At 70.3% G+C, this 22,997-nt stretch carries 19 protein-coding genes; 12 read left to right on the plus strand and 7 right to left on the minus strand.

Features of this window, described 5'->3' with window-relative positions; all coding sequences use genetic code 11:
• The first annotated feature begins 1 nt into the window (after position 1).
• The 6 genes from LZ198_RS05060 (at position 2) to LZ198_RS05085 (ending at position 8,482) form a co-directional block, all read left to right on the plus strand.
• Positions 2 to 601 carry a TetR/AcrR family transcriptional regulator gene (locus tag LZ198_RS05060; protein ID WP_253970734.1) on the plus strand — a complete coding sequence of 200 codons (600 nt, stop codon included), beginning with the start codon at positions 2 to 4 and terminating at the stop codon, positions 599 to 601.
• A gap of 121 nt (positions 602 to 722) precedes the next feature.
• Positions 723 to 1,829 carry an efflux RND transporter periplasmic adaptor subunit gene (locus LZ198_RS05065; RefSeq protein ID WP_253970735.1) on the plus strand — a complete coding sequence of 369 codons (1,107 nt, stop codon included), beginning with the start codon at positions 723 to 725 and terminating at the stop codon, positions 1,827 to 1,829.
• A gap of 42 nt (positions 1,830 to 1,871) precedes the next feature.
• Positions 1,872 to 4,994: an efflux RND transporter permease subunit gene (locus tag LZ198_RS05070; RefSeq protein WP_253970736.1), complete on the plus strand. Its 3,123-nt coding sequence runs from the start codon at positions 1,872 to 1,874 to the stop codon at positions 4,992 to 4,994.
• A gap of 146 nt (positions 4,995 to 5,140) precedes the next feature.
• Complete coding sequence (locus tag LZ198_RS05075) at positions 5,141 to 6,562, plus strand: TolC family protein (protein ID WP_253970737.1); 1,422 nt, start codon at positions 5,141 to 5,143, stop codon at positions 6,560 to 6,562.
• A 31-nt stretch (positions 6,563 to 6,593) separates the two neighbouring features.
• A complete protein-coding gene (locus tag LZ198_RS05080; RefSeq protein ID WP_253970738.1) occupies positions 6,594 to 7,919 on the plus strand; it encodes a BamA/TamA family outer membrane protein in 1,326 nt (441 codons plus the stop codon).
• Between the two features lie 5 nt (positions 7,920 to 7,924).
• Positions 7,925 to 8,482 carry a TetR/AcrR family transcriptional regulator gene (locus LZ198_RS05085; RefSeq protein ID WP_253970739.1) on the plus strand — a complete coding sequence of 186 codons (558 nt, stop codon included), beginning with the start codon at positions 7,925 to 7,927 and terminating at the stop codon, positions 8,480 to 8,482.
• 8 nt (positions 8,483 to 8,490) lie between these two features.
• Here LZ198_RS05085 and LZ198_RS05090 read toward each other — a convergent pair whose 3' ends face one another.
• The 6 genes from LZ198_RS05090 to LZ198_RS05115 all read right to left on the minus strand — a co-directional run bounded on the left by LZ198_RS05090 (position 8,491) and on the right by LZ198_RS05115 (position 15,584).
• On the minus strand, positions 8,491 to 8,991 hold the full coding sequence (locus LZ198_RS05090; RefSeq protein WP_253970740.1) for a hypothetical protein: 501 nt from the start codon (positions 8,989 to 8,991) through the stop codon (positions 8,491 to 8,493).
• A 61-nt stretch (positions 8,992 to 9,052) separates the two neighbouring features.
• Positions 9,053 to 9,556, minus strand: a complete 504-nt coding sequence (locus LZ198_RS05095; RefSeq protein ID WP_253970741.1) for a hypothetical protein — start codon at positions 9,554 to 9,556, stop codon at positions 9,053 to 9,055.
• A 61-nt stretch (positions 9,557 to 9,617) separates the two neighbouring features.
• Positions 9,618 to 10,118: a hypothetical protein gene (locus LZ198_RS05100; protein ID WP_253970742.1), complete on the minus strand. Its 501-nt coding sequence runs from the start codon at positions 10,116 to 10,118 to the stop codon at positions 9,618 to 9,620.
• Positions 10,119 to 10,179: 61 nt separating this feature from the next.
• Positions 10,180 to 10,683: a hypothetical protein gene (locus tag LZ198_RS05105; RefSeq protein ID WP_253970743.1), complete on the minus strand. Its 504-nt coding sequence runs from the start codon at positions 10,681 to 10,683 to the stop codon at positions 10,180 to 10,182.
• Between the two features lie 92 nt (positions 10,684 to 10,775).
• Positions 10,776 to 12,455 (minus strand): energy-dependent translational throttle protein EttA, encoded by a 1,680-nt coding sequence (ettA, locus tag LZ198_RS05110; protein WP_253970744.1) that lies wholly within the window; start codon positions 12,453 to 12,455, stop codon positions 10,776 to 10,778.
• A gap of 129 nt (positions 12,456 to 12,584) precedes the next feature.
• On the minus strand, positions 12,585 to 15,584 hold the full coding sequence (locus tag LZ198_RS05115; protein WP_323382079.1) for a carboxypeptidase-like regulatory domain-containing protein: 3,000 nt from the start codon (positions 15,582 to 15,584) through the stop codon (positions 12,585 to 12,587).
• Positions 15,585 to 15,956: 372 nt separating this feature from the next.
• On the opposite strand from LZ198_RS05115, the gene LZ198_RS05120 reads away from it, so the two are divergent.
• The 6 genes from LZ198_RS05120 (at position 15,957) to sitI6 (ending at position 21,268) form a co-directional block, all read left to right on the plus strand.
• The gene (locus LZ198_RS05120) at positions 15,957 to 16,133 is read left to right on the plus strand and encodes a hypothetical protein (RefSeq protein ID WP_253970746.1); all 177 of its coding nucleotides are present in this window, start codon (positions 15,957 to 15,959) and stop codon (positions 16,131 to 16,133) included.
• Positions 16,134 to 16,235: 102 nt separating this feature from the next.
• Positions 16,236 to 17,171 carry an ABC transporter ATP-binding protein gene (locus LZ198_RS05125; protein ID WP_253970747.1) on the plus strand — a complete coding sequence of 312 codons (936 nt, stop codon included), beginning with the start codon at positions 16,236 to 16,238 and terminating at the stop codon, positions 17,169 to 17,171.
• Positions 17,172 to 17,203: 32 nt separating this feature from the next.
• Positions 17,204 to 17,965, plus strand: coding sequence for an ABC transporter permease (locus LZ198_RS05130; RefSeq protein WP_253970748.1), 762 nt, complete (start codon positions 17,204 to 17,206; stop codon positions 17,963 to 17,965).
• 99 nt (positions 17,966 to 18,064) lie between these two features.
• Positions 18,065 to 19,702 (plus strand): protein kinase domain-containing protein, encoded by a 1,638-nt coding sequence (locus LZ198_RS05135; RefSeq protein ID WP_253970749.1) that lies wholly within the window; start codon positions 18,065 to 18,067, stop codon positions 19,700 to 19,702.
• A gap of 170 nt (positions 19,703 to 19,872) precedes the next feature.
• Positions 19,873 to 20,544 (plus strand): SitA6 family polymorphic toxin lipoprotein, encoded by a 672-nt coding sequence (sitA6, locus tag LZ198_RS05140; RefSeq protein WP_253970750.1) that lies wholly within the window; start codon positions 19,873 to 19,875, stop codon positions 20,542 to 20,544.
• Between the two features lie 4 nt (positions 20,545 to 20,548).
• Positions 20,549 to 21,268 carry a SitI6 family double-CXXCG motif immunity protein gene (gene sitI6, locus LZ198_RS05145; protein WP_253970751.1) on the plus strand — a complete coding sequence of 240 codons (720 nt, stop codon included), beginning with the start codon at positions 20,549 to 20,551 and terminating at the stop codon, positions 21,266 to 21,268.
• A gap of 98 nt (positions 21,269 to 21,366) precedes the next feature.
• On the opposite strand, the gene LZ198_RS05150 is transcribed toward sitI6, so the two are convergent.
• Positions 21,367 to 22,959: a carboxylesterase/lipase family protein gene (locus tag LZ198_RS05150; protein WP_253970752.1), complete on the minus strand. Its 1,593-nt coding sequence runs from the start codon at positions 22,957 to 22,959 to the stop codon at positions 21,367 to 21,369.
• Between the last annotated feature and the right edge of the window lie 38 nt (positions 22,960 to 22,997).

Raw genomic sequence — 22,997 nt, forward strand, 5'->3', positions numbered from 1 at the left:
AATGAGTTCTGACCCACGCATCGCCATCCTGGAGGCCGCCGGCGAGATCTTCGCCCGGTTCGGGTTCAAGAAGGCGTCCATCGAGGACATCGCCCGGAAGGCGGGCGTGGGCAAGGGCAGCATCTACCTGCACTTCGAGAGCAAGGAGGCGCTGTTCGAGGCCATCGTGCTGCGGTCGCACGAGCAGGGCATCTCCGAGCTCAAGACCCGCGTGCAGCAAGCGACCACCAGTGAGGAGAAGCTCCGCGCCTACATCCGCTGCAAGTTCGAGCAGCAGGCCCGGAAGCCCGGCGGACACACCATCGAGCTGAGCCACCTCTTCGACCTGGGCGTCCAGGCGATGAAGGCCAAGGACCTCGTGCCCCGGATGCGTGCGGCGGAGACCGCCGTGCTGGAGGGCATCATCGAGGAGGGCGTGGCGCAGGGGGTCTTCATGACGGCGTCCCCCGCCCTGACCGCCCAGGGCCTCCAGGAGCTCATCTCCGTGCCCACCCTCCGCATGATGGTGGAAGAACCCGACGCCCGGTTCCATCAGTCGCTGGAGACCTGCTTCGACCTCTTCATCCGCGGCCTCAAGGCCCGGCCTCCCCCCACGACCTGAAGCCCCTCCCCCGCACCCAGGCGGAGCAGGGTGTTCGTTTGCCTGGGACTGACCAGAAAACCAATCCAGTCACTCAGTGCCGGAATCCCAGAGCCCCGGCCGCAAGACGAGGAACGAAGCCATGAAGAGAATCCTGAGCGCGGCAGTGGTGGCGGTGGTGATGGCGGGGTGTGGCGAGGGAGACAAGTCCGCCCCTCCGCCCGCGCCCGCGGCGCAGGTGGTCCAGAAGCCGGTGGGCGTGCGCGCCGTCACGCCGGCCACGAAGCTGGAGGCGAGCGTCCTGCGAGCCACCGGCGGGGTGCGCTCCAAGCAGGAGGCGAAGCTGAGCGCGGAGGCGTCCGGCACGCTCGTGCGCGTCACGGTGAACGCGGGCGACGCGGTGAAGCGTGGGCAGGTGCTGGCGCAACTGGACACCTCCAACGCGCGCATCACCGCCAACCAGGCCCGCGCCGGGAAGGCCGCGGCGGAGGCGGCGCTGGAGGGCGCGAGGACGGAGGTGGAGCGGGCGCGGACGCTGGCGGCGCAGGGCAGCCTCGCGCGCGCGTCGCTCGACAAGGCCGAGGTGGGCTACCGCCAGGCGCAGGCCCAGGCCCAGCAGGCCGCCGCGCAGCTCGACGGCGCGCAGGAGGCGCTGCGCGACGCCACCCTCACCGCCCCCTTCGACGGCGTCATCACCAGCCGCACCGCCAACGAGGGTGACTACGTGTCCCCGGGCACGGCCATCTTCGGGCTGGTCAACACGCAGGCGCTCGAGGTGCGGGTCCCCGTGCCGGAGGCGTTCGTGGACCGCGTGAAGGTGGGCGCGGTCATCCAGGGCACGCTCAACCCCTCCGGCGCGCCCTTCGAGGCGAAGGTGCGCAGCCTCGGCGCCACCATCGACGCGCAGACGCGCACCGTGGAGGTGCTCGCGGACGTGCTGCCGGCGAAGGCCGACGCGGTGGTGCTGCGCGCGGGCGCGCTGGTGGAGATGGACTTCTCTGGCACGGCGGGCGCCGACGACGCGGGGCAGGCGGGGCTGTTCCTGCCCACGCAGGCCGTCAACGCGCGGGGCCAGCAGGGCTTCGTCTGGGTGGTGCAGGACGGCAAGGCGCAGCGCCGTGACGTGAAGGTGGAGCGCGTGCTGCCCGGCTTCGTGCGCGTGGTGCACGGCCTGGGCGCCAGCGACCGCGTCGTGGCCGACGCGAGCCTGCCCTTGCAGAACGGCACGGCGCTCCAGGTCGTCCAGTAGCCCCTCCCCTTCCCTTCCTCTCTTCCGACGCAGGCCCTCGCCATGCTCCAGACCTTCATCAAACACTCCGTCTTCACCGTCATGCTGATGGCCGCGGTCGTCGTCTTCGGGCTCTACGCCTACCCGCGCATCGGCGTCGACCAGTACCCCAACGTCGACATCCCCGTCGTCACCGTCACCACGCTGCTGCCGGGCGCGGACCCGGAGTCCATCGAGAAGAACGTCACCGACCCGCTCGAGGAGGCGCTCAACACCATCAACGGCGTGGACGAGCTCAACTCCATCAACCTGGAGAACGTCAGCCAGGTGACGCTCAGCTTCAAGCTGGGCACCGACGTGGACGTGGCCGCCCAGGACGTGCGTGACCGCGTGCAGGCCACGCTGCGCTCGCTGCCGGACGACATCGAGACGCCAGTCGTGGAGAAGTTCGACATCGGCGCGGCGCCCATCCTCACGCTGTCGCTCTCCGGCGCGCTGCCCATCGAGGAGCTGACGCGCGTGGCGGAGGACGTGGTGAAGCCGTCGCTCCAGAGCCAGCCGGGCGTGGGCAGCATCACCGTGGTGGGTGGCCAGGAGCGGGAGATCCAGCTCGTCGTCGACCCGCAGCGGCTGCGCGGCTACGGGCTGGCCATCGGCGACGTCAGCCAGTCGCTCCAGGCGCAGAGCGTGGACCTCCCCGGCGGGCGCGCCACGCAGGGGGGCCGCGAGCGCGTGGTGCGCCTGACGGCGGAGGCGCGCAGCGTGGACGAAATCGGCAACATCATCCTCGCCAGCCCCAACGGCACCCCGGTGCGCGTGCGTGACGTGGCGGCGGTGGTGGACGGCGCGCAGGAGGCGCGCGGCGCGGCCCGGTCCGACACGGGGGCCGCGGTGGCGCTGGTCGTGCGCAAGCAGTCCGGCGCCAACACGGTGCAGGTCGCGGAGAGCGTCAAGGAGTCGCTGTCCGAGCTCAACGCCAGCCTGCCCCAGGGCGTCACGGTCAGCACCATCAGCGACAACTCCACGACCATCCGCGCCTCCATCCACGCGGTGCAGGAGGACCTGCTCCTGGGCGGCGTGCTCTCCGTCCTCATCGTGTTCCTGTTCCTGCGCGACCCGCGCTCGACGCTGGTGTCCGCCATCGCGCTGCCGGTGAGCGTCGTGGGCACCTTCGCGGTGATGGCGCTGCTGGGCTTCACGTTCAACATCATCACCATGCTGGCGCTGACGCTCTCCATCGGCCTGCTCATCGACGACGCCATCGTGGTCATCGAGAACATCGTGCGCCACCTGGAGGAGGGGAAGACGCCCATGCAGGCGGCGCTGGAGGGCACGCGGCAGATCGTCGTCGCGGTGCTCGCGGTGACGCTCGCCATCGTCGCGGTGTTCGTCCCCGTGGCCTTCATGGAGGGGATGATCGGCCAGTTCTTCTACCAGTTCGGCATCACAGTGGCCGTGGCGGTGCTCATCTCCTACGCGGTGTCGATGACGCTCACACCCATGCTGTCCAGCCGCCTGCTCAAGTCGCACGGCCACGGCCCCAAGAACCGGGTGAGCGCCGCCATCGAGCGCGCGCTGGTGGCCATGGAGAACGGCTACCGCCGCGTCCTCGACGGCGTGCTCCGGCACCGGGGCCTCACCGTCGCCGCGGCCGTGGGCGTGCTGCTGCTGACGCTGGGCATGGCGAAGTTCCTCAAGTTCACCTTCATCCCGCCGTCCGACAACAGCGCGGTGCGCGTGACGCTCGAGCTGCCGGTGGGCTCCACCCTGGAGGACACCGAGCGGGAGATGGCGCAGGTCGCCGCCCAGGCGCGGACCCTGGAGGGCGTGAAGGAGACGTTCAGCACCGCGGGCGGCGGCACGCTGGAGGAGGTGCACAAGGGCGAGGTGCAGGTGAACCTGGTGCCGCGCAAGGAGCGCTCCTTCGACCAGGAGACCTTCAAGGTGCGCCTGCGCGAGGCGCTGGGGCAGCACCCCGGCGTGCTGCTCTCCGTCCAGGACACCTCCAGCACCGGCGGCGGCGGACGCACCCAGCAGGTCCAGTACGTGCTCCAGGGTTCGGACTGGGACCAGGTCGTCACCTCCAGCGAGAAGCTGCTCACGGCGATGCGGTCCAACCCCGGCTTCACCGACATCGACTCGACGTTCCGCAGCGGCAAGCCGCAGTTCGACGTGCGCGTCGACCGTGAGCGCGCCGCCCAGGTGGGCGTCCCCGCCGCCCAGGTGGGCACCGCCCTGCGCGCCTACCTGGGGCGCGACGAGTTCATGAAGTACCGCGAGGGTGGCGAGACGTACGACGTGAAGCTGCGCCTGCCGGACGCCACGCTCGCCTCCGAGGAGGCGCTGGGGCAGCTCACCGTGCGCACGTCGAACGGCCAGTTGGTGGAGCTGCGCAGCGTGGCGGACATCGTCCCGTCCGAGGGCCCGGTCCAAATCGACCGCCAGAACCAGCGGCGGCAGATCACCCTGCTCGCGAACCTGGCGCCCGGCTACACCCTGGGCGAGGGCATGGGCTACCTCACGGCGCAGGCCCAGCAGGACCTGCCCAAGGGCGTGGTGGGGACGTTCTCCGGCAACGCGAAGGAGATGGGCAAGACGGCCAGCGCGTTCGGGATGGCGCTGGGGCTGGGCATCCTCCTGCTCTACATGATTCTGGCGTCGCAGTTCGGCAGCTACATCCACCCCTTCACCATCATGCTGTCGCTGCCCTTCGCGTTCATCGGCGCCATCGCCGCGCTGCTCCTGTCGGGCCACGCGCTGTCGATGATCGCCCTCATCGGCGTCATCATGCTCATGGGCCTGGTGGTGAAGAACGGCATCCTGCTGGTCGACTTCACCCAGCAGCTCCGGGACGCGGGGAAGAGCGCGCGGGACGCGCTGCTCCAGGCCGCGCCGGTGCGCCTGCGCCCCATCCTCATGACGACCATCGCCATGGTCGCCGGCATGGTGCCGGTGGCGCTCGCCCAGGGCGACGGCGCCGAGACGCGCGTGCCCATGGCGCTGGTCATCATCGGCGGCCTCGTCAGCTCCACCGTCCTCACGCTGGTGGTGGTGCCCGTCGTCTACTCGCTGCTGGACGGGCTCTCCGCGCGCTTCCAGCGCCGCGCGAAGGCCACCGGGGACACGCACGCGGACGTCGCGATGACCGCCGGCGCGGCGAACGACCTCGTGGAGGGCTCCCACTGAGCAGCCCGACCTCCCTCCCGCGCTGAACGCGGGGCCCGGCGCCAGGCCCGGGCTCCGCCACACCTCCCGACCTCCACCCGCCAATCCCCGACTCACCACGGGACCACGACGCCACGCGTGTGCCCGCTTCCTCCCGGACCTCCGTCATGCTCATCCCCGTCCTGCTCTCCAGTGTCCTGCTGACGCAGACTCCCGCCACCCCGGCGACTCCCGAGCCCACCCCCACCACGCGAACGGCGCCCGTCGCCGCGGACACGCCCACGCGGCCGGCTGAACTCACGAGCAACGTCCCGCTCCCCGCGGCCACGGCGCTGCCGGTGCTCACCTTCGAGGAGGCGCTGGCGCTCGCGGAGAAGCAGAGCCCCGGCATCGACGCGGCCCGCGCCCGGCTCCAGCAGTCCCGGGAGCTGTCGAACAAGGCGTGGGCGGGCTACCTCCCCAGCGTCACCGCGAGCGGCTCCTACACCCGGTATCCGAAGGAGCTGTCCTTCTCCATGGCGGGCATCCCGGACCCCATCGTCCTGCAGAACCAGAACCAGCTCGCGGGCCAGCTCACGGCGCAGCAGGCGCTGCTCGTCCCCAAGCTGTGGCCCGCCATCGGCAATGCCTATCTCGGAGAGCGGGTGGGCGCGCTGACGGCGGAGAACACGCGCCGCGAGACGCTGTTCGCGGTGGCCCAGGCCTACCTCGGCGCCGCGAGCCTGCGAGAGTCCCTGGCGGTGCAGGACCAGCTCCTGGAGGTCCGCCGGGGCTTCGAGCGCGACGCAGAGAACCGCTTCGAGGTGGGGGACGTGGAGCGGCTGGCCGTCCTGCGCGCGACGCTGGACCGCAAGCAGGCCGAGCAGGAGGTGGTGCGCAGCCGCAACGCCTACGCGACCGCGAAGAGCGCCCTGGCCGCGCTGCTCGGCCGGCCGGTGGACTTCGACGTGGCGCCGCCCGAGGAGACGAAGGTCGCGCTCCCCAGCGACGCGAAGGACGCGGCCACCGCGGAGAAGACGGCGCTCGACCAGCGCCCGGACGCGGCGGCGGCGCGCCTCAACGTGGACCTCGCGCGCGGCGGACGCCGACAGGTGGCCATGGAGTACCTGCCCAACCTGTTCGCCACGGGCAACTTCACCGCGACGAACACCGGCGGGCTCACCGGTCAGGCCACCAACTGGAACGTGGGGCTGTCGCTGTCGTGGACGCTGTTCGACGGCGGGCTGCGCGAGGCCAACCTGCGGGAGGCCTCCGGGAAGATCGCCGAGGCGAACGCCAACCTGCGCGGCGCCGAGGAGAAGATTCGCGACGAGGTGCGCAAGGCGCGCGGAGAGCTGGAGACCGCGGAGGTCAACCTCGCCACGGCCGAGGAGCGGGTGAAGCTCTCCTGGGAGAGCGCGCGGCTGGCCAAGCAGAGCTTCGACGCGGGCGCCACGACGTACCTCCAGGTGACGGACGTCAACGCGACGCTCGCCAGCGCCCAGCTCTCCGCCGTCGCCGAGGCGCTCAACGTGCAGCTCTCCCGCCTCGCCCTCGCGCGAGCGATGGGCCTCTTCGACCCCACCGGCAACTCCCTCGCGGCGAAGTAGCCCCGCGCCACACGCTCCCTGGATGAAGAACATGCCCCCGACGAACTCCTCGTTGAGCCAGGTCCGCCTGCTCGTGGTGCTGCAAGCCGTGGGGCTCCCCTGCGGAGCCCTGGCCCAGGAGGGCCGCGAAGCCCAGGCCGGTGGACACCCCGACGGGTTGCGCCTCGAGGCCACCGCGCCGGAGCCCCGCCCGCTGACGGGACGCATCGAGCGCATCGAGCTGCGCGGCAACACCCGCACCCGGGACTCCGTCATCCTCCGGGCGCTGCGCCTGGGCCCGGGTGACGTGCTGGCCACCGGCGACGTCCCCGAGCTGAAGCGGCGACTGCTCAACCTGAAGCTCTTCAAGAGCGTGGAGGTCCTCACGCTGCCGGAGCGCTCGGGCGTGGGGCTCCAGGTCGACGTGGAGGAGCGCTGGACGCTGCTGCCCATCCCCGTCTTCAGCTCCGGGAAGGGGCAATGGCAGGCGGGCATCTTCGCCCTGGAGAGCAACCTCTTCGGGCTCAACAAGACGCTGGTGGCGGGCGGCATGGCGGGCAACCGCGGTGGCTCGCTGTTTTCGATGTTCCGGGACCCGAGCATCGGCGGCACCCGGTGGACGGGCCTGCTGTCGTTCCAGTTCGCCAAGACGGACCGCGAGCGGCGCAACGAGGACGTCGTGGTGGACACGTACACCGACCGGCGCTTCGACATCGCCGGGACGCTCGGCTACCAGGTGACGCCCGAGCTGAACCTCGGCGTGGGTGCGTTCGCGCTCGTCAACAAGCCCCTGGCCACGGAGGGTGGAAGCCTCGCCCCCTCTCGCGGTGAGGTGTACGGGGTGAGCCTCTCCGCCGAGTACCTGGGCCAGGACTTCCACTTCTACTTCGACGAGGGGTTGGTGGTCCGCGCGCTGCTCCGACAGGGGTTGGACTTCCTCGGGTCCACGCGGGAGATGCGGCAGGTGACGCTCCTCGCGAGCTACACGCTGCCCGTGTTCGGCACCCACGCCCTGACGTTGACGGCCCAGCACAACCAGTCCTGGGGGGACGCGTTCCTGGACGCGCAGCTGCTGGGCGGGCGCACCGGGAGCCGGGGCTTCGCCACCGGGACGCTGTGGGCGGAGACGGCCAGCCTGGCGACGCTGGAGTATCAGGTGCCCCTCTGGAGTCCCCGCATGATGACGCTCACCGCGCATGCCTTCGTGGACGTGGGCCGCGTGGAGTGGAGGAACACGGTGCTGCGGTACGTGTCGCCCGGCATCGGCGTGCGCGCCTACGTCCGCGAGGTGGCCATCCCGGCGGTGGGCTTCGAGGTGACCAGGGACCCGCAGACGGGGGACGTCGTCACCTCCGTCGCGGTGGGCTTCGGCCTGTGAACGCCATGGGAGCGACCGCGCACAACATCGTGTCGATGGTGCCCCGGCAACGGGCCGCCGTGCTCGCGGCGGCCCGCGAGCACTTCGCGCGGCGGGGCTTCCTGGAGACGTCGCTGCACGACATCGCCCGGGGCGCGGGCCTGTCGCTGGAGCGGGTCCTCACCCACTTCAAGGACAAGCGCGAGCTGTTCGAGCGGGTGGTGGACCAGGTCTGGGCGGAGGCGCTCGCGGACCTCGAGGCCGCCGTCTGGGAGGCCGGCCCTCCGGAGGAGCGGGTGCGGACGTTCATCACCCACCGGCAGGGCATGGCCGAGCGGATGATTCGCGCGCTGCGCGTCACGCCGGAGGCGCTGGTGGACCTGGTGCCACGACTGGAGCCACTGCTCGCGGGCCCCCGAGCCCGCGAGCTGGCGCTGCTGGAGGCCATCCTGGAGGACGGGACGGTGAGCGGGGCCTTCCCCCTCCGCGATACCCGGGCCGCCGCCCGTGCGCTGGCGGCGAGCCTCCAGGGCATCGAATGCGCCACGGTGCGCTTCTGCCTGACGCCGCGGCGGCCACGGTGAGACGGGGCCTACTGGCAGTTCGCGGGCTCCAGGCACGAGTACGAATACGTGAGCGACGCCTCGAAGCTCACCCAAGGGCCCGAGCCGATGGCGCGGCAGCCGTTCTCGACTTCGATGATGCCGCAAGCGCCCGCCGGGCACTGCGCGGCGACGTGAGCCTCGAGGGCGTCGCGTGCATCAGCGTAGGCGATGGGACACCGATCCCCCGCCCCGGTCGCGGTGGCGAACTGCCTCGCGGCGCTGCAGGTACACGCGGGGGCACAGTAGGTCCGAGCCCCGTCACACTCCACCCAGCCCCCGTTGTCCGTCCCGGAGGTGCAGACCCCGCTCGCGGAGCCACAGCTCACGGTCGAACCATTGGCGCACTGCTGGGACACGCCGCAGGTCAGCTCCGCCCCTGAGCGTTCGAGGGCGGCGTCCTCCTCCATGCTCCCCGCGTTGCATGCGGCCAGCGCGACGACACCGAGGAGGACACCACTTCGCAACAGCCACTGGAGATGTTTTTGCATCCAAGTGACGCTAGACACGCAGAAACGGGGGCCTCCATCGTGGAAACCCCCTAGCCCGGGGCTACTGGCAGTTGGGCGGCCCCATGCAGGAGAAGGTGAGGCTCACCGTCGCCTGCTGCTGGACATCGGGAGGCTCGGTCGGAGCACACCCTCCTCGCGCCTCGACGACATTGCAGGCCCCCTTCGGGCACTGCGCCGCCATCTGCGCGTACGCGTCATTCTTCGCATTGAGGTAGGAGATGGTGCAATTGAAGCTGAGCCCGATTCCGAAAAGCACCTGCCGTTCGGGCTGACAGGTACACGGGGTGGTGGAGGGACAGTAGGTCCGGGTCCCATCGCACGAGACCCAGCCCCCGTTGTCCGTCCCGGAGTTGCAGACCCCGCTCGCGGAGCCACAGCTCACGCTCGAACCATTGGCGCACTGCTGGAACACCTGACAGGTCAGCTCCGCCTCGGAGCTCTCGAGGACGGCGCCCTCCTCCACGCCCCCCGCGTTGCACGCGGCCAGCGCGACGACACCGAGGAGGACACCACTTCGCCACAGCCACTGGAGATGTGTTTGCATCCGAGTGACGCTAGCCACCCCGAAACGGGGGCTTCCATCGTGGAAGCCCCCTAGCCCGGGGCTACTGGCAGTTGGGCGGCCCCATGCAGGAGAACTCGTACGACACCCCCACCGCCCGTTCGGTCTCGGGGTCGGGGCTCTCACACGGGTACCGGGTCTCGACGGCGTTGCAGGTTCCTTTGGGGCATTGCGCCGCCATCTGCGCGAGCAGGGTGTTCCTCGCCTGGATGTAGGCGGAATTGCAACTGAAGGAGACCCCCGTCGTGCCGACCTGAAACCGCGTGGGCTGACAGGTACACGGGGTGGTGGAAGGACAGTAGGTCCGGGTGCCATCACAATCCACCCAGCCTCCGCTGTCCGTCCCGGAGATGCAGATGCCCCCCGCGCCGGTACAGGAGACCGAGGTCCCGTTGGCGCACTGCTGGGACACGTTGCAGGCCAGCTCCGCCTCGGAGCTCTCGAGGACGGCGCCCTCCTCCACGCCCCCCGCGTTGCACGCGGCCAGCGCGACGACGCCGAGGAGGACACCACTTCGCCACAGCCACTGGGTGTGTGTTTGCATCCGGGTGACGCTAGCCACTCCGAAACGGGGGCTTCCATCGTGGAAGCCCCCTAGCCCGGGGCTACTGGCAGTTCGCCGGCTCCTTGCAGGAGTAGGTGCGGGTGATGGTCGCGCGGAAGCCGTCCGTGCGGTTCGGGCCCAGCGCCACGCACTCGCCCAGCGCATCCGAGCTGTTGCAGCCGCCGGCCGGGCACTTCGCCGTCACCGCCGACGTGAGCAGCGTGCGCGCCTGGCTCATCGCCGCGCCACAGGTCGCGCCCTCACCGGAGCGCGTCGCCGTGTACCGCGTCGTGCCACAGGTACACGCGGGCGGGCAGAAGGTGCGCACGCCGTCACACTCCACCCAGCCGCCGTTGTCCGCACCGGAGTTGCACACGCCCGACGCCGACGAGCACGTCACCGGCGTGCCGCTCGGGCACGTCTGCGACACGTTGCACACCAGCGAGTCCTCGGACGACTCCAGCGTCGGGTCCACCTCCGCCGGGTCGCCCGCGTTGCACGCGGCCACCCCGAGGAGGACGGCCACCAGACCACTGCGCCACAAAACGCTCTTGGAAGGGTTCATGCCCGGGAGGCTATGACCACCCGTGAACCCTCATCAAGAACCGTACAAGCTGTCCTCCCCTACATTCCTGTCAGGGGAGGACGACGCCCGCGCTAGCCCTTGGAGATGGGGCGGTAGCGGATGCGGTGCGGCTCCAGGGCGTCGGGGCCCAGGCGCTTCTTCTTGTCCGCCTCGTAGTCCTGGAAGTTGCCCTCGAAGAAGAAGGCCTTGCTGTCGCCCTCGAACGCGAGGATGTGCGTGGCGATGCGGTCCAGGAACCAGCGGTCGTGGCTGATGACCACCGCGCAGCCGGCGAAGCTGAGCAGCGCGTCCTCCAGGCTGCGCAGCGTCTCCACGTCCAGGTCGTTGGTGGGCTCGTCGAGCAGCAGCAGGTTGCCGCCGCTCTTGAGCATCTTCGCCAGGTGCACGCGGTTGCGCTCGCCGCCGGACAGGTCCTTCACGCGCTTCTGCTGGTCCTGGCCCTTGAAGGCGAAACCCGCCAGGTAGGCGCGGCTGGGCACCTGGCCCGCGCGGCCCAGGTCCAGGTGGTCCAGCCCACCGCTGACCTCCTGGAACACGCTGTTGTCACCGTTGAGCGCGTCGCGGCTCTGGTCCACGTAGGCCATCACCACCGTCTCACCGATCTTCAGCTCGCCCGCGTCCGGCTTCTCCGTGCCGGTCATCATGCGGAACAGCGTCGTCTTGCCGGCGCCGTTGGGGCCGATGACGCCCACGATGCCACCCGGCGGCAGCTTGAAGTTCAGCTCGTCGATGAGCAGCCGGTCGCCGTACGCCTTGCGCAGGCCCTTGGCCTCCACCACCAGCCCGCCCAGGCGGGGACCGGGCGGGATGATGACCTCGCCCGTGGCCTCGCGCTTCTCCTGCGTCTGGTTGAGCAGCTCCTCGTACGCGTTGATGCGCGCCTTGCTCTTGGCCTGACGGGCCTTGGGCGACTGGCGCACCCAGTCCAGCTCGCGCTTGAGCGTCTTCTGCCGGTGGCTCTCCGCCTTCTCCTCCAGCTCCAGGCGCTTCTGCTTCTGGTCCAGCCAGCTGGAGTAGTTGCCCTTCCAGGGCACACCCTCGCCGCGGTCCAGCTCCAGGATCCACTCCGCCGCGTTGTCGAGGAAGTAGCGGTCGTGGGTGATGCAGACGATGGTGCCCTTGTACTCCTTGAGCGCCTGCTCCAGCCACGCGACGCTCTCCGCGTCCAGGTGGTTGGTGGGCTCGTCCAGCAGGAGCAGGTCCGGCTTCTCCAGCAGGATGCGGCACAGCGCCACGCGGCGCTTCTCACCGCCGGACAGCTTCGTCACGTCCGCGTCGCCCGGGGGCAGGCGCAGCGCGTCCATGGCCATCTCGATGGTGCGGTCCAGCTCCCAGCCGTTCACCGCGTCGATGGCGTCCTGCAGCCGCCCCTGCTCGGCCAGGAGCTTCTCCATCTCCGCGTCGCTCATGGGCTCCGCGAACCTGGCGCTCACCTCGTTGAAGCGGTCCAGCGAGGCGCGAATCTCCTTCAGGCCCAGCTCCACGTTCCCCTTCACGTCCAGCGAGGAATCGAGCTGCGGCTCCTGGGGCAGGTAGCCCACCTTCGCGCCCGGGTCCGGCTTCGCCACGCCGAAGAACTCCGTGTCCACCCCCGCCATGATGCGCAGGAGCGTGGACTTACCGGAGCCGTTGGGACCGATGACGCCAATCTTCGCGCCCGGGAAGAACGACAGGTAGATGCCCTTGAGGATCTCCTTGCCATTCTTGACCTTGCGCAGGTCCTGCATCGTGAAGATGAAATTCTGGGCCATCGCGGCTTACCTGCCTCCAGCGGGGGGATTGGGGGACCTGCGGATACTAAGGAGGAACAGCGGGCGCAAGACGAGAGCATCCCGCCCGCCGTCCTCCCGACGTCTTTCAGGCCCCTCCCGGGTCCCCGTTCACTGCGGGCAGGGGTCCGCCGGCGTCCACCCGGCGATTCCGGCGTTGGCCAGCACGTTGGGCTGGTGGGGCGAGGTGCTCAACCAGAAGTTCTGGTACGTGCGCTTCGCGTGGGGCATGCGCCGGAAGGGCGAGCACACGGCGAAGTAGATGCTGGAGCGCTCCTGGAAGTCGTTGCCCCCCCCCGCCAGGCTCCAGTACCGCCAGCTCAGTTGGCCCTCGCGGGTGCTGTGGCAGGCGCGGCACGAAGGGGCCTGCACCTGGAGGTACGCGTTGCTCTTTCCGGCCGCCGCCCAGTTGGGCTGGACGAAGGTGCTGTTCTGGGTGGTGTTGGGCAGCGAGGCGCCGCCGTACCAGCCCTGCACCAGCTCCTGGACGGTGGTGGTGAAGTTGGTCTCCAGCACGGCCTTGTTCAGCTCCTTGAACTGGGCCTCCTGGCTGGCGCGCGACCACGGGAAGATGCCGCTGCCGGGCGGGGACTCCATGGTGGAGTAGCGGTAGCTCTCCAGGTCGAAGGGGATGAAGCGGGCGTTGGTGTCGCCGCGCGGGTCGGCGGTGAACGGGTCGCCGCCGTGGCAGACGTTGCACAGGTGGGGGATGAACTTGTCGCCCCCGCCGTCCAGGTCCGCGCGGTCCACGCGGTTGCCGGCCCCGTCGAAGACGTAGAACTTGGTGTACTGCGTGCCACCCAGCGTGGGGTGGGGGCTGTACTCCATGGCCACCGTGGCGATGGGCGCGATGTTGAAGATGGAGAGGTCCACGCTGGCGTGGTTGGTGACGTAGAAGGCCCGGTTCGCGCCGGAGCGCTTCATGTGCATGCTGCGGCCGAAGCCCAGGTCCCCGTTGTTGAAGTAGAAGGCCGCGGCGTCGTCCGCGCCGAAGCCGTTGGCCGTCTTCCACGCCGCCAGGGTCAGCTTGGTGCTCCCCGGGTCGATGGCCGCGTAGTACGTCGCCGCGTCCGCCGCGCTGCCGTTGCCGTAGTAGTTGAGGAAGTTGGGCGTCGCGGGCAGCGGCACCCCCAGGGTCAGCGTCACGTCGGACGTGCAGACGCTGTACGGGTAGGGCACCGACAGGTCGTTGGTGCTCGCGTTGCCGGCGCCGGACAATTCGTTCACGGTGGCGGTGCTGATGACGAGGCCGTTGGAGTCGAGCACCTCGTACTTGATGAGGGTGTTGGCCGGCAGGCGCGTCACCGCGTTGAGCGCGGCGTCGAACGTGGTGGTGTACACGGTGGGCGTGCCCACGCCGGGGATGGTGATGCGCACCGTCAGCGGCACGGGCAGGCGCGCGGTGTCGATGTGCACGCGCATGCAGTCCGCGCCGGTGGAGACGATGTCCGCGTTGAACACGGAGAAGTGCGGGATCGGCGCCACGTACTCGTCACCGGCCAGCACGAACGTCCCCTCCTCCACCCAGACGCCGGCCTCCTCCTGGTAGAACCACAGCGGCATGCTCTGCGGCGCGCCGGCCTGCGCCTGCTTGGGGTCGAGCGGGAAGATGGCCTTCGCGGGCAGGCCCTGCCGCAGGTTGTAGCGGCGGCCCTCCGCGTCGCGGATGTTGACCTCCATGGCGCCGAAGCTGGTCAGCGTCACGACGCGGCCCTCGCGGTCGAACGCGGCCAGGTCCCCCGGCATGCGCCCCTCCGGGTCCGACAGGTCCACCGGCGCCAGCCACGCGGTCAGGGGCTGCGTGGCGGGCTGGCCCGCCTCGTCCACCAGCGAGTTGGCCTGGATGGTCAGGCGCACCGGGCGCTGCTCTCCCGTCCCCACCCGCGCGGACAGGGTGTTCTCCGCCAGGGGGTCGATGGTGAAGGCCTGCGCGGCCACCAGCCGGTACGTGCGCTCGGGGGCCTCGTCGAGCACCACGCGCGACAGGAGCTGATAGCCCGTGGCGCGGATGTTGAGGACGTAGCGGTCCGCCTCCGTCACGCCCATGAGGAAGCCGCCCCGCGCGTTGGTGTCCGCGCCCTCGCCGTTGACGGTGACGCGCGCGCCCTCCACCGGCTTGCCCTCCGCGTTCACCACCGTGCCGCCGAAGTACGCGATGGGGCCCTGGGTGCTCAGCCGCAGCTCGCTCGTCGCCACGCCGCCGCGCTTGTCGGTGACGACGGCCCACACGCTGAACCGCCCGTTGCTCTTCGGCAGCGTCCACCGGACCTGGGTGCCCTCGCCCTGCACCACGCCGGAGCCCGCGGAGGCCACCCACCGCCACGCCAGCGGGTCCCCGTCCGAGTCGCTCGCCTCGGCCGTCAAGGACAGCGTCTCACCGGGCAGCGCGCGGCGCAGCGCCTGCGAGCCCCGCCACGCCACCGGCGCGCGCACCACCGGCGGCGCGTTGCGCAGCGTCACGTCCCGCTGAATCACCGACGTCCCCATCACCAGCGCGGTCACCGCCTGCTCGTTCTCCACCTGCGCCACCACGCTCCACGTGCCCGCCGGCACGTCGCCCACCGCGTAGTAGCCCTGCGCGTTGACCGGGGCCGCGCTGGCCACGCTGCCGCCGGTGCTCGGGTTCGACACGCGCACCGTGGCCCCCACCGCGATGCCCAGCGCGGAGTGGAGCCGGTACGGCACCGCGCCCCCGCGCAGCAGCACCCGCCCCCACAGCAGCGGGCGCAGCGCCACCAGCGGCAGGTGCTCCGGCATCACGTACGTGTCGTCCCCCAGGACGAACGTCGTCGTCTGGCAGCCGCTGACGAACCCCGCCGCGCTCCAGCACAGCCGATACGTGCCCGCCGGCTGACGCGGCACGCCGAAGAAGCCGTGCCCGTCCGACCGCACGTGCACGCTGTCCACGCCCGTGGCGACGTCGCGCACCCACAGCTCGACGTTCGGCAGGTACACGCGCCCCGGCCACCCCGTGCCCCACGCCTGCACGTAGACGTGGTTGTGCACCTCCGCTCCGTCGTTCTTCGCCGCCTGCGCCACCGCCACCGGCACCGGCGCCTCCTGCTCCCGGACCGGCGACTCCCGGCTGCAAGCCACCGCGAAAATACACATACCCAAGGTGAATACCGCGCGCGCACTCCAGCCCTGCTGACCTGGCATGGGGGACCCCTTTTCTCCGACGGATTCGTCCGGACCCGGGGCGCCGCGCTCCCTCTGGGGCGCCGCGCCTTCCGCGCCTGCCGGACCCTCGCGGAAGGCCCCAGGCTGTCAAAAACCAGACAGCCTGAGAAGCCCGCACCGCATGACGCGGACTGTCACCCGGAGTGTGTCACCCGAAAGTTTCACGGCGGCGCCGCGGTGGCATGGCCGGGTCCAGAAGGGGCGGGCTGGCGTTCAGGGGGCGGCCCCGTTCACTCCTCGCCGTGGCCACCCCGCCCCTGGTGGCCTGTGACGGTCCCACGCCGGACACGGCGTCGACGCCGCATGATGGGGACCGCCAACGCCACCATCCTGCCCCTGATGCCCAGGCGGGACGGCGCGCGGGTGGGCAACGGCCGGTGCACGGAGTCCCTGCAGGCCCAGGTGACCTTCACCGTGATGGATTCGGCGGGCGACACGGCGTCCGTGGACGCCTTCTTCCCCTGCATCGTCATCGACTAGGACACGGCGTAGGACACGGCGTCCGAGGGTCGTCTCCACGCGAGGTGGCCCGGCGCACGAGGCGAGCGCGGCGCATCCGAAGGTGTTACAGCAGGCGCCGCCATGTCGACACCCGCCCTCGAGCTCCAGGGACTCACCAAGCGCTACGGTTCGTTCACCGCGTTGCAGCAGATGGACCTGACCATCCGGGCGGGTGAAATCTTCGCGCTGCTGGGGCCCAACGGGGCGGGCAAGACGACGATGATCGGCAGCGTGTGCGGCCTGGTGAAGAAGACGGCCGGCACCATCCGCATCTTCGGCAAGGACCTGGACCAGGACTCGGTGGGCCCGCGCTACCAGGTGGGGCTCGTCCCGCAGGAGATCAACTTCGACCCGTTCTTCACCGTGGCGGAGTCGCTGCGCATCCAGCAGGGCTTCTACGGGCAGCAGCGGGACGAGGCGCGCGTGGACGAGGTGCTCACCGCGCTCAACCTGGCCAACAAGAAGGACGCGCTGACGCGCGCGCTGTCGGGCGGCATGAAGCGCCGGCTGCTCATCGCCAAGGCGCTGGTGCACAAGCCCCGGCTCGTCTTCCTGGACGAGCCCACCGCGGGCGTGGACGTGGAGCTGCGCCGCGACCTGTGGACGTACGTGCGCAAGCTGGCTTCGGAGGGGACCACCATCGTCCTCACCACGCACTACCTGGAGGAGGCCGAGGAGCTGGCGGACCGCGTGGGCATCATCAACGAGGGCCGGCTGCTGATGGTGGAGGACAAGACCACGCTCCTGCGCCGCTTCGGCGAGAAGCGCCTGGTCGTCACCTTCGACGCGCCCCAGTCCGCGCCGTCCGACGCCGCGCGCCGCTTCTCCGCCCGCCTGTCCGAGAACGGCCGCACGCTCACCTACGTGGAGCGCGAGGGCGCCGCCCCCGGGGGAGACCTGCTGCGCGCGCTGTACTCGGAGGGGCTGCCCATCGCCGACGTGGAGACGCGGCGCTCGCGCCTGGAGGACGTGCTCCTCGAGGTCCTGCGCGGCAAGCCCCAGCCCCAGGTCGCCTGACAACCCTTCGCCCTCGCAAGCGCGCACACACCATGAACGTCCTCGGGATGCAGACGCTGTTCGTGAAGGAGGTCCGGCGCTTCATGCGGGTGCCGGGACAGACCGTCCTCTCACCGCTCATCAGCACCACGCTGTACTTCATCGTCTTCGGCTACTCCATCTCCAGCCGCATCCACGAGGTGGCGGGCACGCCGTACCTGCACTTCATCGTGCCGGGCCTGGTGTTCCTGGGCATCGCCAACAACGCCTTCCTCAACAGCTCCTCGTCGCTGTTCATCACCAAGATTCAAGGCACGGTGGTGGACCTGCTGGTGGCGCCCCTGGGCCCCGGCGAGCTGATGGCGGGCTTCATCGGCGGCGCCATGGTGCGCGGGCTCGTGGTGGGCGGCCTGACGTGGGCCGTGGCCACGCTCTTCACGGGCTTCAGCCTGGAGCACGCCTGGGTGGCCGCCTACTTCCTGCTCGTCTCGTCCTACGTCTTCAGCGTGCTGGGCATGCTCGCGGCGGTGTGGGCGGAGAAGTTCGAGCAGATCAACTTCTTCCCCACCTTCGTCATGCTGCCCCTGACGTTCCTGGGCGGCGTCTTCTATTCGGTGCGCGAGCTGCCCGCGCCCTGGAACACCATCAGCCTCTTCAACCCCATGGTCTACATGGTGGAGGGGCTGCGCTACGGGATGCTCGGCCGCAGCATGTACTCGCCGCTGTACGGGGGGAGCATCCTCCTGGGCGTCGCCGTGGTGGCCACCGCCGTCACCTATTTCGTGCTCCGCAGCGGCTACAAGATGAAGGCCTGAGTCCTACCCCCACCCCTACTGTTGGGTGTGAATGTGGGGTGACGGACGACTGGGCATTTCCCGCCGGGTGAGAAAGGGAGATATCCTCCCTCTCACATCATGGCGGTTCCATTCGGTAAGTACGAGTTGTTGCGGAAGATTGCGTCCGGAGGCATGGGCCAGGTGTTCCTGGCGCGTGAGCACGGCACGGGATTCGAGCGCCTGGTGGTGCTGAAGCTCATCCTGCCGCACCTCGCCGAGGACGATGAGTTCCTCTCCATGTTCCTGGACGAGGCGGGGCTGGTGGCGCGGCTGACGCACCCCAACCTCATCACCATCCTCGACCTGACGCAGATCGAAGGCCGGCACTGCCTGGCCATGGAGTACGTGCAGGGCGACGACGTGCGGCGGCTCGACAAGTTCGCGCGGGCGCAGGGCAAGCCGCTGTCGGTGGGCTTGATTCTGCGCGTCATCGCGGATGCCGCGGCGGGTCTTCACTACGCGCACCAGGCCCGGGACCCCCAGGGCCGGCCCATGCACCTGGTCCACCGGGACGTCTCACCTCAAAACATCCTCGTCGGCTTCGACGGTGGGGTGAAGGTCATCGACTTCGGCGTGGCGAAGGCGGCCACGAGCAGCGCGAACACGGCCACGGGGGTGTTGAAGGGGAAGTACCCCTACATGTCCCCCGAGCAGGCGGGAGGCCTGGCCATGGATGCGCGCAGCGACCAGTTCGCGCTGGGCGTGGTGATGTGGGAGCTGCTCACCGGGAAGCGGCTGTTCAAGGGGGACTCGGACCTGATGACGCTGCGGCTGGTGAAGGACTGCCAGGTGCCGAAGCCGTCGCAGCTCAACCCCAAGCTGCCGCCGGGGCTGGACGAGGTGGTGCTCAAGGCGCTCGCGCCCACGCCGGAGGCGCGCTACGCGGACTGCGGCGCGTTCCGGCTGGCGCTGGAGGACTACGCGCTGAACCTGCGGTTGCCGTCCAGCAGCGCGCACCTGTCCGCGCACCTGCGCGAGCTGTACGCCGACCGCATCGCCACGGAGACGGACCCGGCGAAGCTGGACCAGTTGGCGGAGGACGCGGACCTGGATTCGCGCTCCAACTCCTCGCTGAGCGGCGTGCCGGGCGGACCGGGACACCGGACGGTGCCGTCGCGCGTGCAGCCCAAGAGCGGCACCGGGACGAGCGCGCGGCAGCAGCAGGGCGCGGCGGCGCCGGTGAACGACCGGACGCGCGGCACGGCGCCGATGGACCGCGTGCCGGAGCCGACGGGCCGGCGCATCCCGCTGGTGCCCGTGATTGCGGCGGGCGCGGGGCTGCTGCTGGCGGCCGTGGCGCTGGTCGTCCTGCGGGGCCCGGCGGGCGCGGCGACGTTGCCTCCGGAGCCGACGACGCGGCCGGTGCAGGTGGAGCGCGAGCCGCCCGCCACTCCGGCGCAGCCGGTGGAGAGCCAGACGGTGGCGCTGGCCGTCATCACCGAGCCCCCCGGCGCCACGGTGAGCATCGGCGGCGAGGAGCGCGGCGTGACGCCCATGAAGCTGGAGCTGGAGAAGGGCGCGCCCATGGTGTCGGTGACGCTGGCGCTCAACGGCTACGAGCCGGTGACGCGCGAGGTGTCCGCCGCCGACGACGAGCTGCGCCTGGAGCTGCGGCGCCAGCCCGCCGGGAACGGCAAGCCGCCGGGCACCGGCACCAAGCGCCCCACGCCTCCGTCGCAGCCGGGCGGCAACCTCGGCATCAAGACGGGGCGCTGAGCGCTCCAGCAGGACCTGGCCCGGCATGGTGGAGCGAGCACCCTGCCGGCACGCCCGAGCGGCCTGGGAGCCCGCGCCATCCTGGGTGACGCCGCTGCCAGACACTCGCGACGAGGGCTGGACGCGGTGACGTGGCCCACGGATTGACTGGACCGCTAACCTTCCAGCGCATGCGAGCCATCCACGCTTTCGTGCTCTTGTGGGTCGTCGCGTCCGGGGCGGGCTGCTCCACCGTCGGCAGGACTCCCATCCAGCAGGCGTGGGAAGAGGCGGAGCTGGAGTGCAACGCGCCCGACGAAGACCTGTGCGTCACACTCCTCTGTCTGGAAGACGCCTGCGGCTTCTATCGGTGCGAGGACATGCCGGGAGAGGTCGAGCTGGCGCGCTTCCCACCCGCGCGCCCTCCCGCGGCAGCGGCGGCCCCCGGTAGCGGCCCCCGCAGGAACTGGGGCGCGAGCCAGAAACTCCCCCCAGGCTCCGTCATGACGTTCCCGAACTGGAACGGGGCTCCGACGAACGTCCTCCCGCCCTCGCGCCAGCTCACGCCTGGACGCTGGGAGAAGCACCACATCTTCCCGCAGGAACGTGAGCTGAAGGAGTGGTTCGAGCGCCAGGGTGTCAAGATCCACGACTACACCATGCCCATTCCACGCGACCTCCATTACCGCATTCACAGCGCGGGCGGTCGCGGTGGGGAGTGGAACCAGGCATGGCGCGACTTCAAGGAATCCAACCCGACGGCGGCGCCCGTGGAGATCTACAAACACGCGGGGGAGCTCATTCATCGTTTCCAGCTCATGGGGGGCCCCATCCAGCCGTACTATTCCCGCCCTGGAGCATGAACCCATGAGGCGAGTCTTCTGGTTGCGGGAAGATCGTGCGGTCGCGAATGGATACGGCGGAGAGGTCCACGGCTCACACCAGTGGGGGCTGCCCGGCGCGAGCTGCCCGACCTGTGGCGTGACCTGGAGCGGCGCCGGGCACTACTTCCCGAGTGTCGACCTGACGCGTCTGTCGGAGCATCGCGCGTTCGAGAAGGCGCGGCCCGAGCCCTTTCCTGAGTTCGCGCGACTGCGCGAGCTGGTGCACCCCCTGGTGCCGTCAAACGCGGAGCTGCCTCCTGGAACAGGCTTCGGTCCGTTGACTGGAACCGGCTTCGGAAAGCTCCCATCCTTCGCCTGGATCATCGACGTACTGCTCATCCAGCAGGAGGCCTGGACAGCGCTCCAGTCGGAGGACCTGCAGGGGCTCCAGGCCTGCCCGACGGCCCTGCGGTTCCGCCAGAAGACTCCACCAGCGCTCCTGGAGTTCCAGATTCCTCCCCGTGGACGCCTCCACCCGGACTGCGTGCCACTCGATGTCCCGCCACCATGCCCGACCTGTGGCAGGCATGCGTTCAAACGACCGGACGACCCCTTCTTGGATGCGACCGCGCTCCCCACCGACCTGGACCTCTTCCGCGTGGGCAACTTCGCCACGATGGTCATCGGCACGGAACGCTTCATGGACGCGGTGCAGCGGCTGAAGCTGGACGGCATCACCTTTCGCGAGCTGCCGGCGCGCTGACTGCTTCAGGATGGGGACGAGGCGGCTCCACTCGACCGCCCCCTCGACGTGCAGTGACGCCATGGACGACCTCCGCCATGGCGTCACCACCTCACGCGCTATCGCCCTCCCCTGGCCGCCTGCGCCTGCTGTCCCGCGCGGCCGAACGTGGCGACGGCGTACGGGTCGGGCGGCGTGGACCGGCGCCCCGCGGGCGGGCGCATGGCGTTGTCGATGAGGCCCAGGCCCACCGCGAGCACCGCGAGCCCCAGCAGGTCCTTCCGGTAGGGCTGCGCCAGCAGGCGCTCCTCCCCCAGCACCAACGCGGTGTCATGGGTGCTGGAGTGCTGCTCCCACGCGAGCCCGTCGCTGGTGCCCGGCTCCCCGCCCCGGAAGTACTGGAGCAGGTGCGTCTGCAGCCGCCGCGCGAACTCGCGGTCCTCCTCCTCCAGCTTGCCCTGGTTGGGCGGGCAGTGGTCCTCCGTGAAGAGGAACCAGGGGACGTCCAGGCCGTGCGGCACGCCGTGGGGGTAGTCCGGGCGCAGCCGCGCGGCCGTGTAGTCGAAGAAGCAGCGGTACACCGGCGCGTGCCGCGACAGGTGGTCCCCCAGGAGCCTGGGCACCACGGTGAACACGAAGTCGGTGCAGACGCGCCGCCCCAGCTCCTCGTCGTCCGTCACGTCCGGGTAGTAGGGGCGCACCAGCGCCGCGAGGTTGCCCAACCGTTCGATGATGTCCTTCGGGTCGATGCCGAAGGCCAACGCCACGCTGGAGTCGAAGCTGGTGCTGCCCAGCATGAGCGGCACCCTCAACGCGTGGTCGTCGCGGAACGCGGCGCGAATCGTCCGGGGCAACACCGGGTCCCCCACCACGGGCGAGGGCGTGACGACCGTCCCGGGCGAGCGCATCCAGAAGTCGTCCCCCGGGAGCGCCCGCAACTGCTCCGGGGTCACCTCGTCTCCCGTCAGCCCCAGGTCGTTGGCGAAGACGGTGCCGCGCGAGACGGCCTCGTCCCGGGGCAGCTCGTTGATGACGTACGAGCTGAGCGCCACGCCCCGCCGGAAGTACCGCTTGTCCTTCACCAACGGCGACGCGTACAGCGACAGCACGCTCTTGGCGCCCGCGGACTCGCCGATCACCGTGACGTTGTCCGGGTCCCCGCCGAACTGCGCGATGTTGCGGTTCACCCACTCCAGCGCGGCAATCTGGTCCAACAACCCGAAGTTCACCGGGCCTCCCGGGCTCTCCCGCTCCAGCGCCGGGTGGGCGAAGAAGCCCAGGTGCCCCAGGCGGTAGTTGAAGGTGACCATCACCACGTCCTTCGCCGCCAGCGGCCCTCCCAGGTACGCCGGCAGGTGCCCCGCGCCGAGGATGAACGCCCCGCCGTGAATCCAGAAGACGACGGGCAGCTTCGCGCCCACCTCCGTCCGAGGCGTCCAGACATTGAGGAACAGGCAGTCCTCGCTCAGCTTCCCGGGGTCGCCGGCGCCCGTGTCGATGCAGGCCTGCCGGTCCTGGGGCGGCGAGGCCCCGAACTCGAGCGCCGGCCGCACCCCCGTCCACGGGGCCATGGGCTCCGGGGCCTTCCAGCGCCGACTCCCGACAGGGGGCTTCGCGTACGGAATCCCCTTGAAGGACCACACCCCCTCGTTCAGCGCGCCCTGGACCTGGCCTTCCCGCGTGGTGACCACCCGTGACTTTTCGCCTGCCATGTCATCGCTCCCATTCTGGTGAACGCTGCGCACCCGCG

Origin of the sequence: Myxococcus dinghuensis (assembly GCF_024198235.1) — a bacterium.
Taxonomy (GTDB): domain Bacteria; phylum Myxococcota; class Myxococcia; order Myxococcales; family Myxococcaceae; genus Myxococcus; species Myxococcus dinghuensis.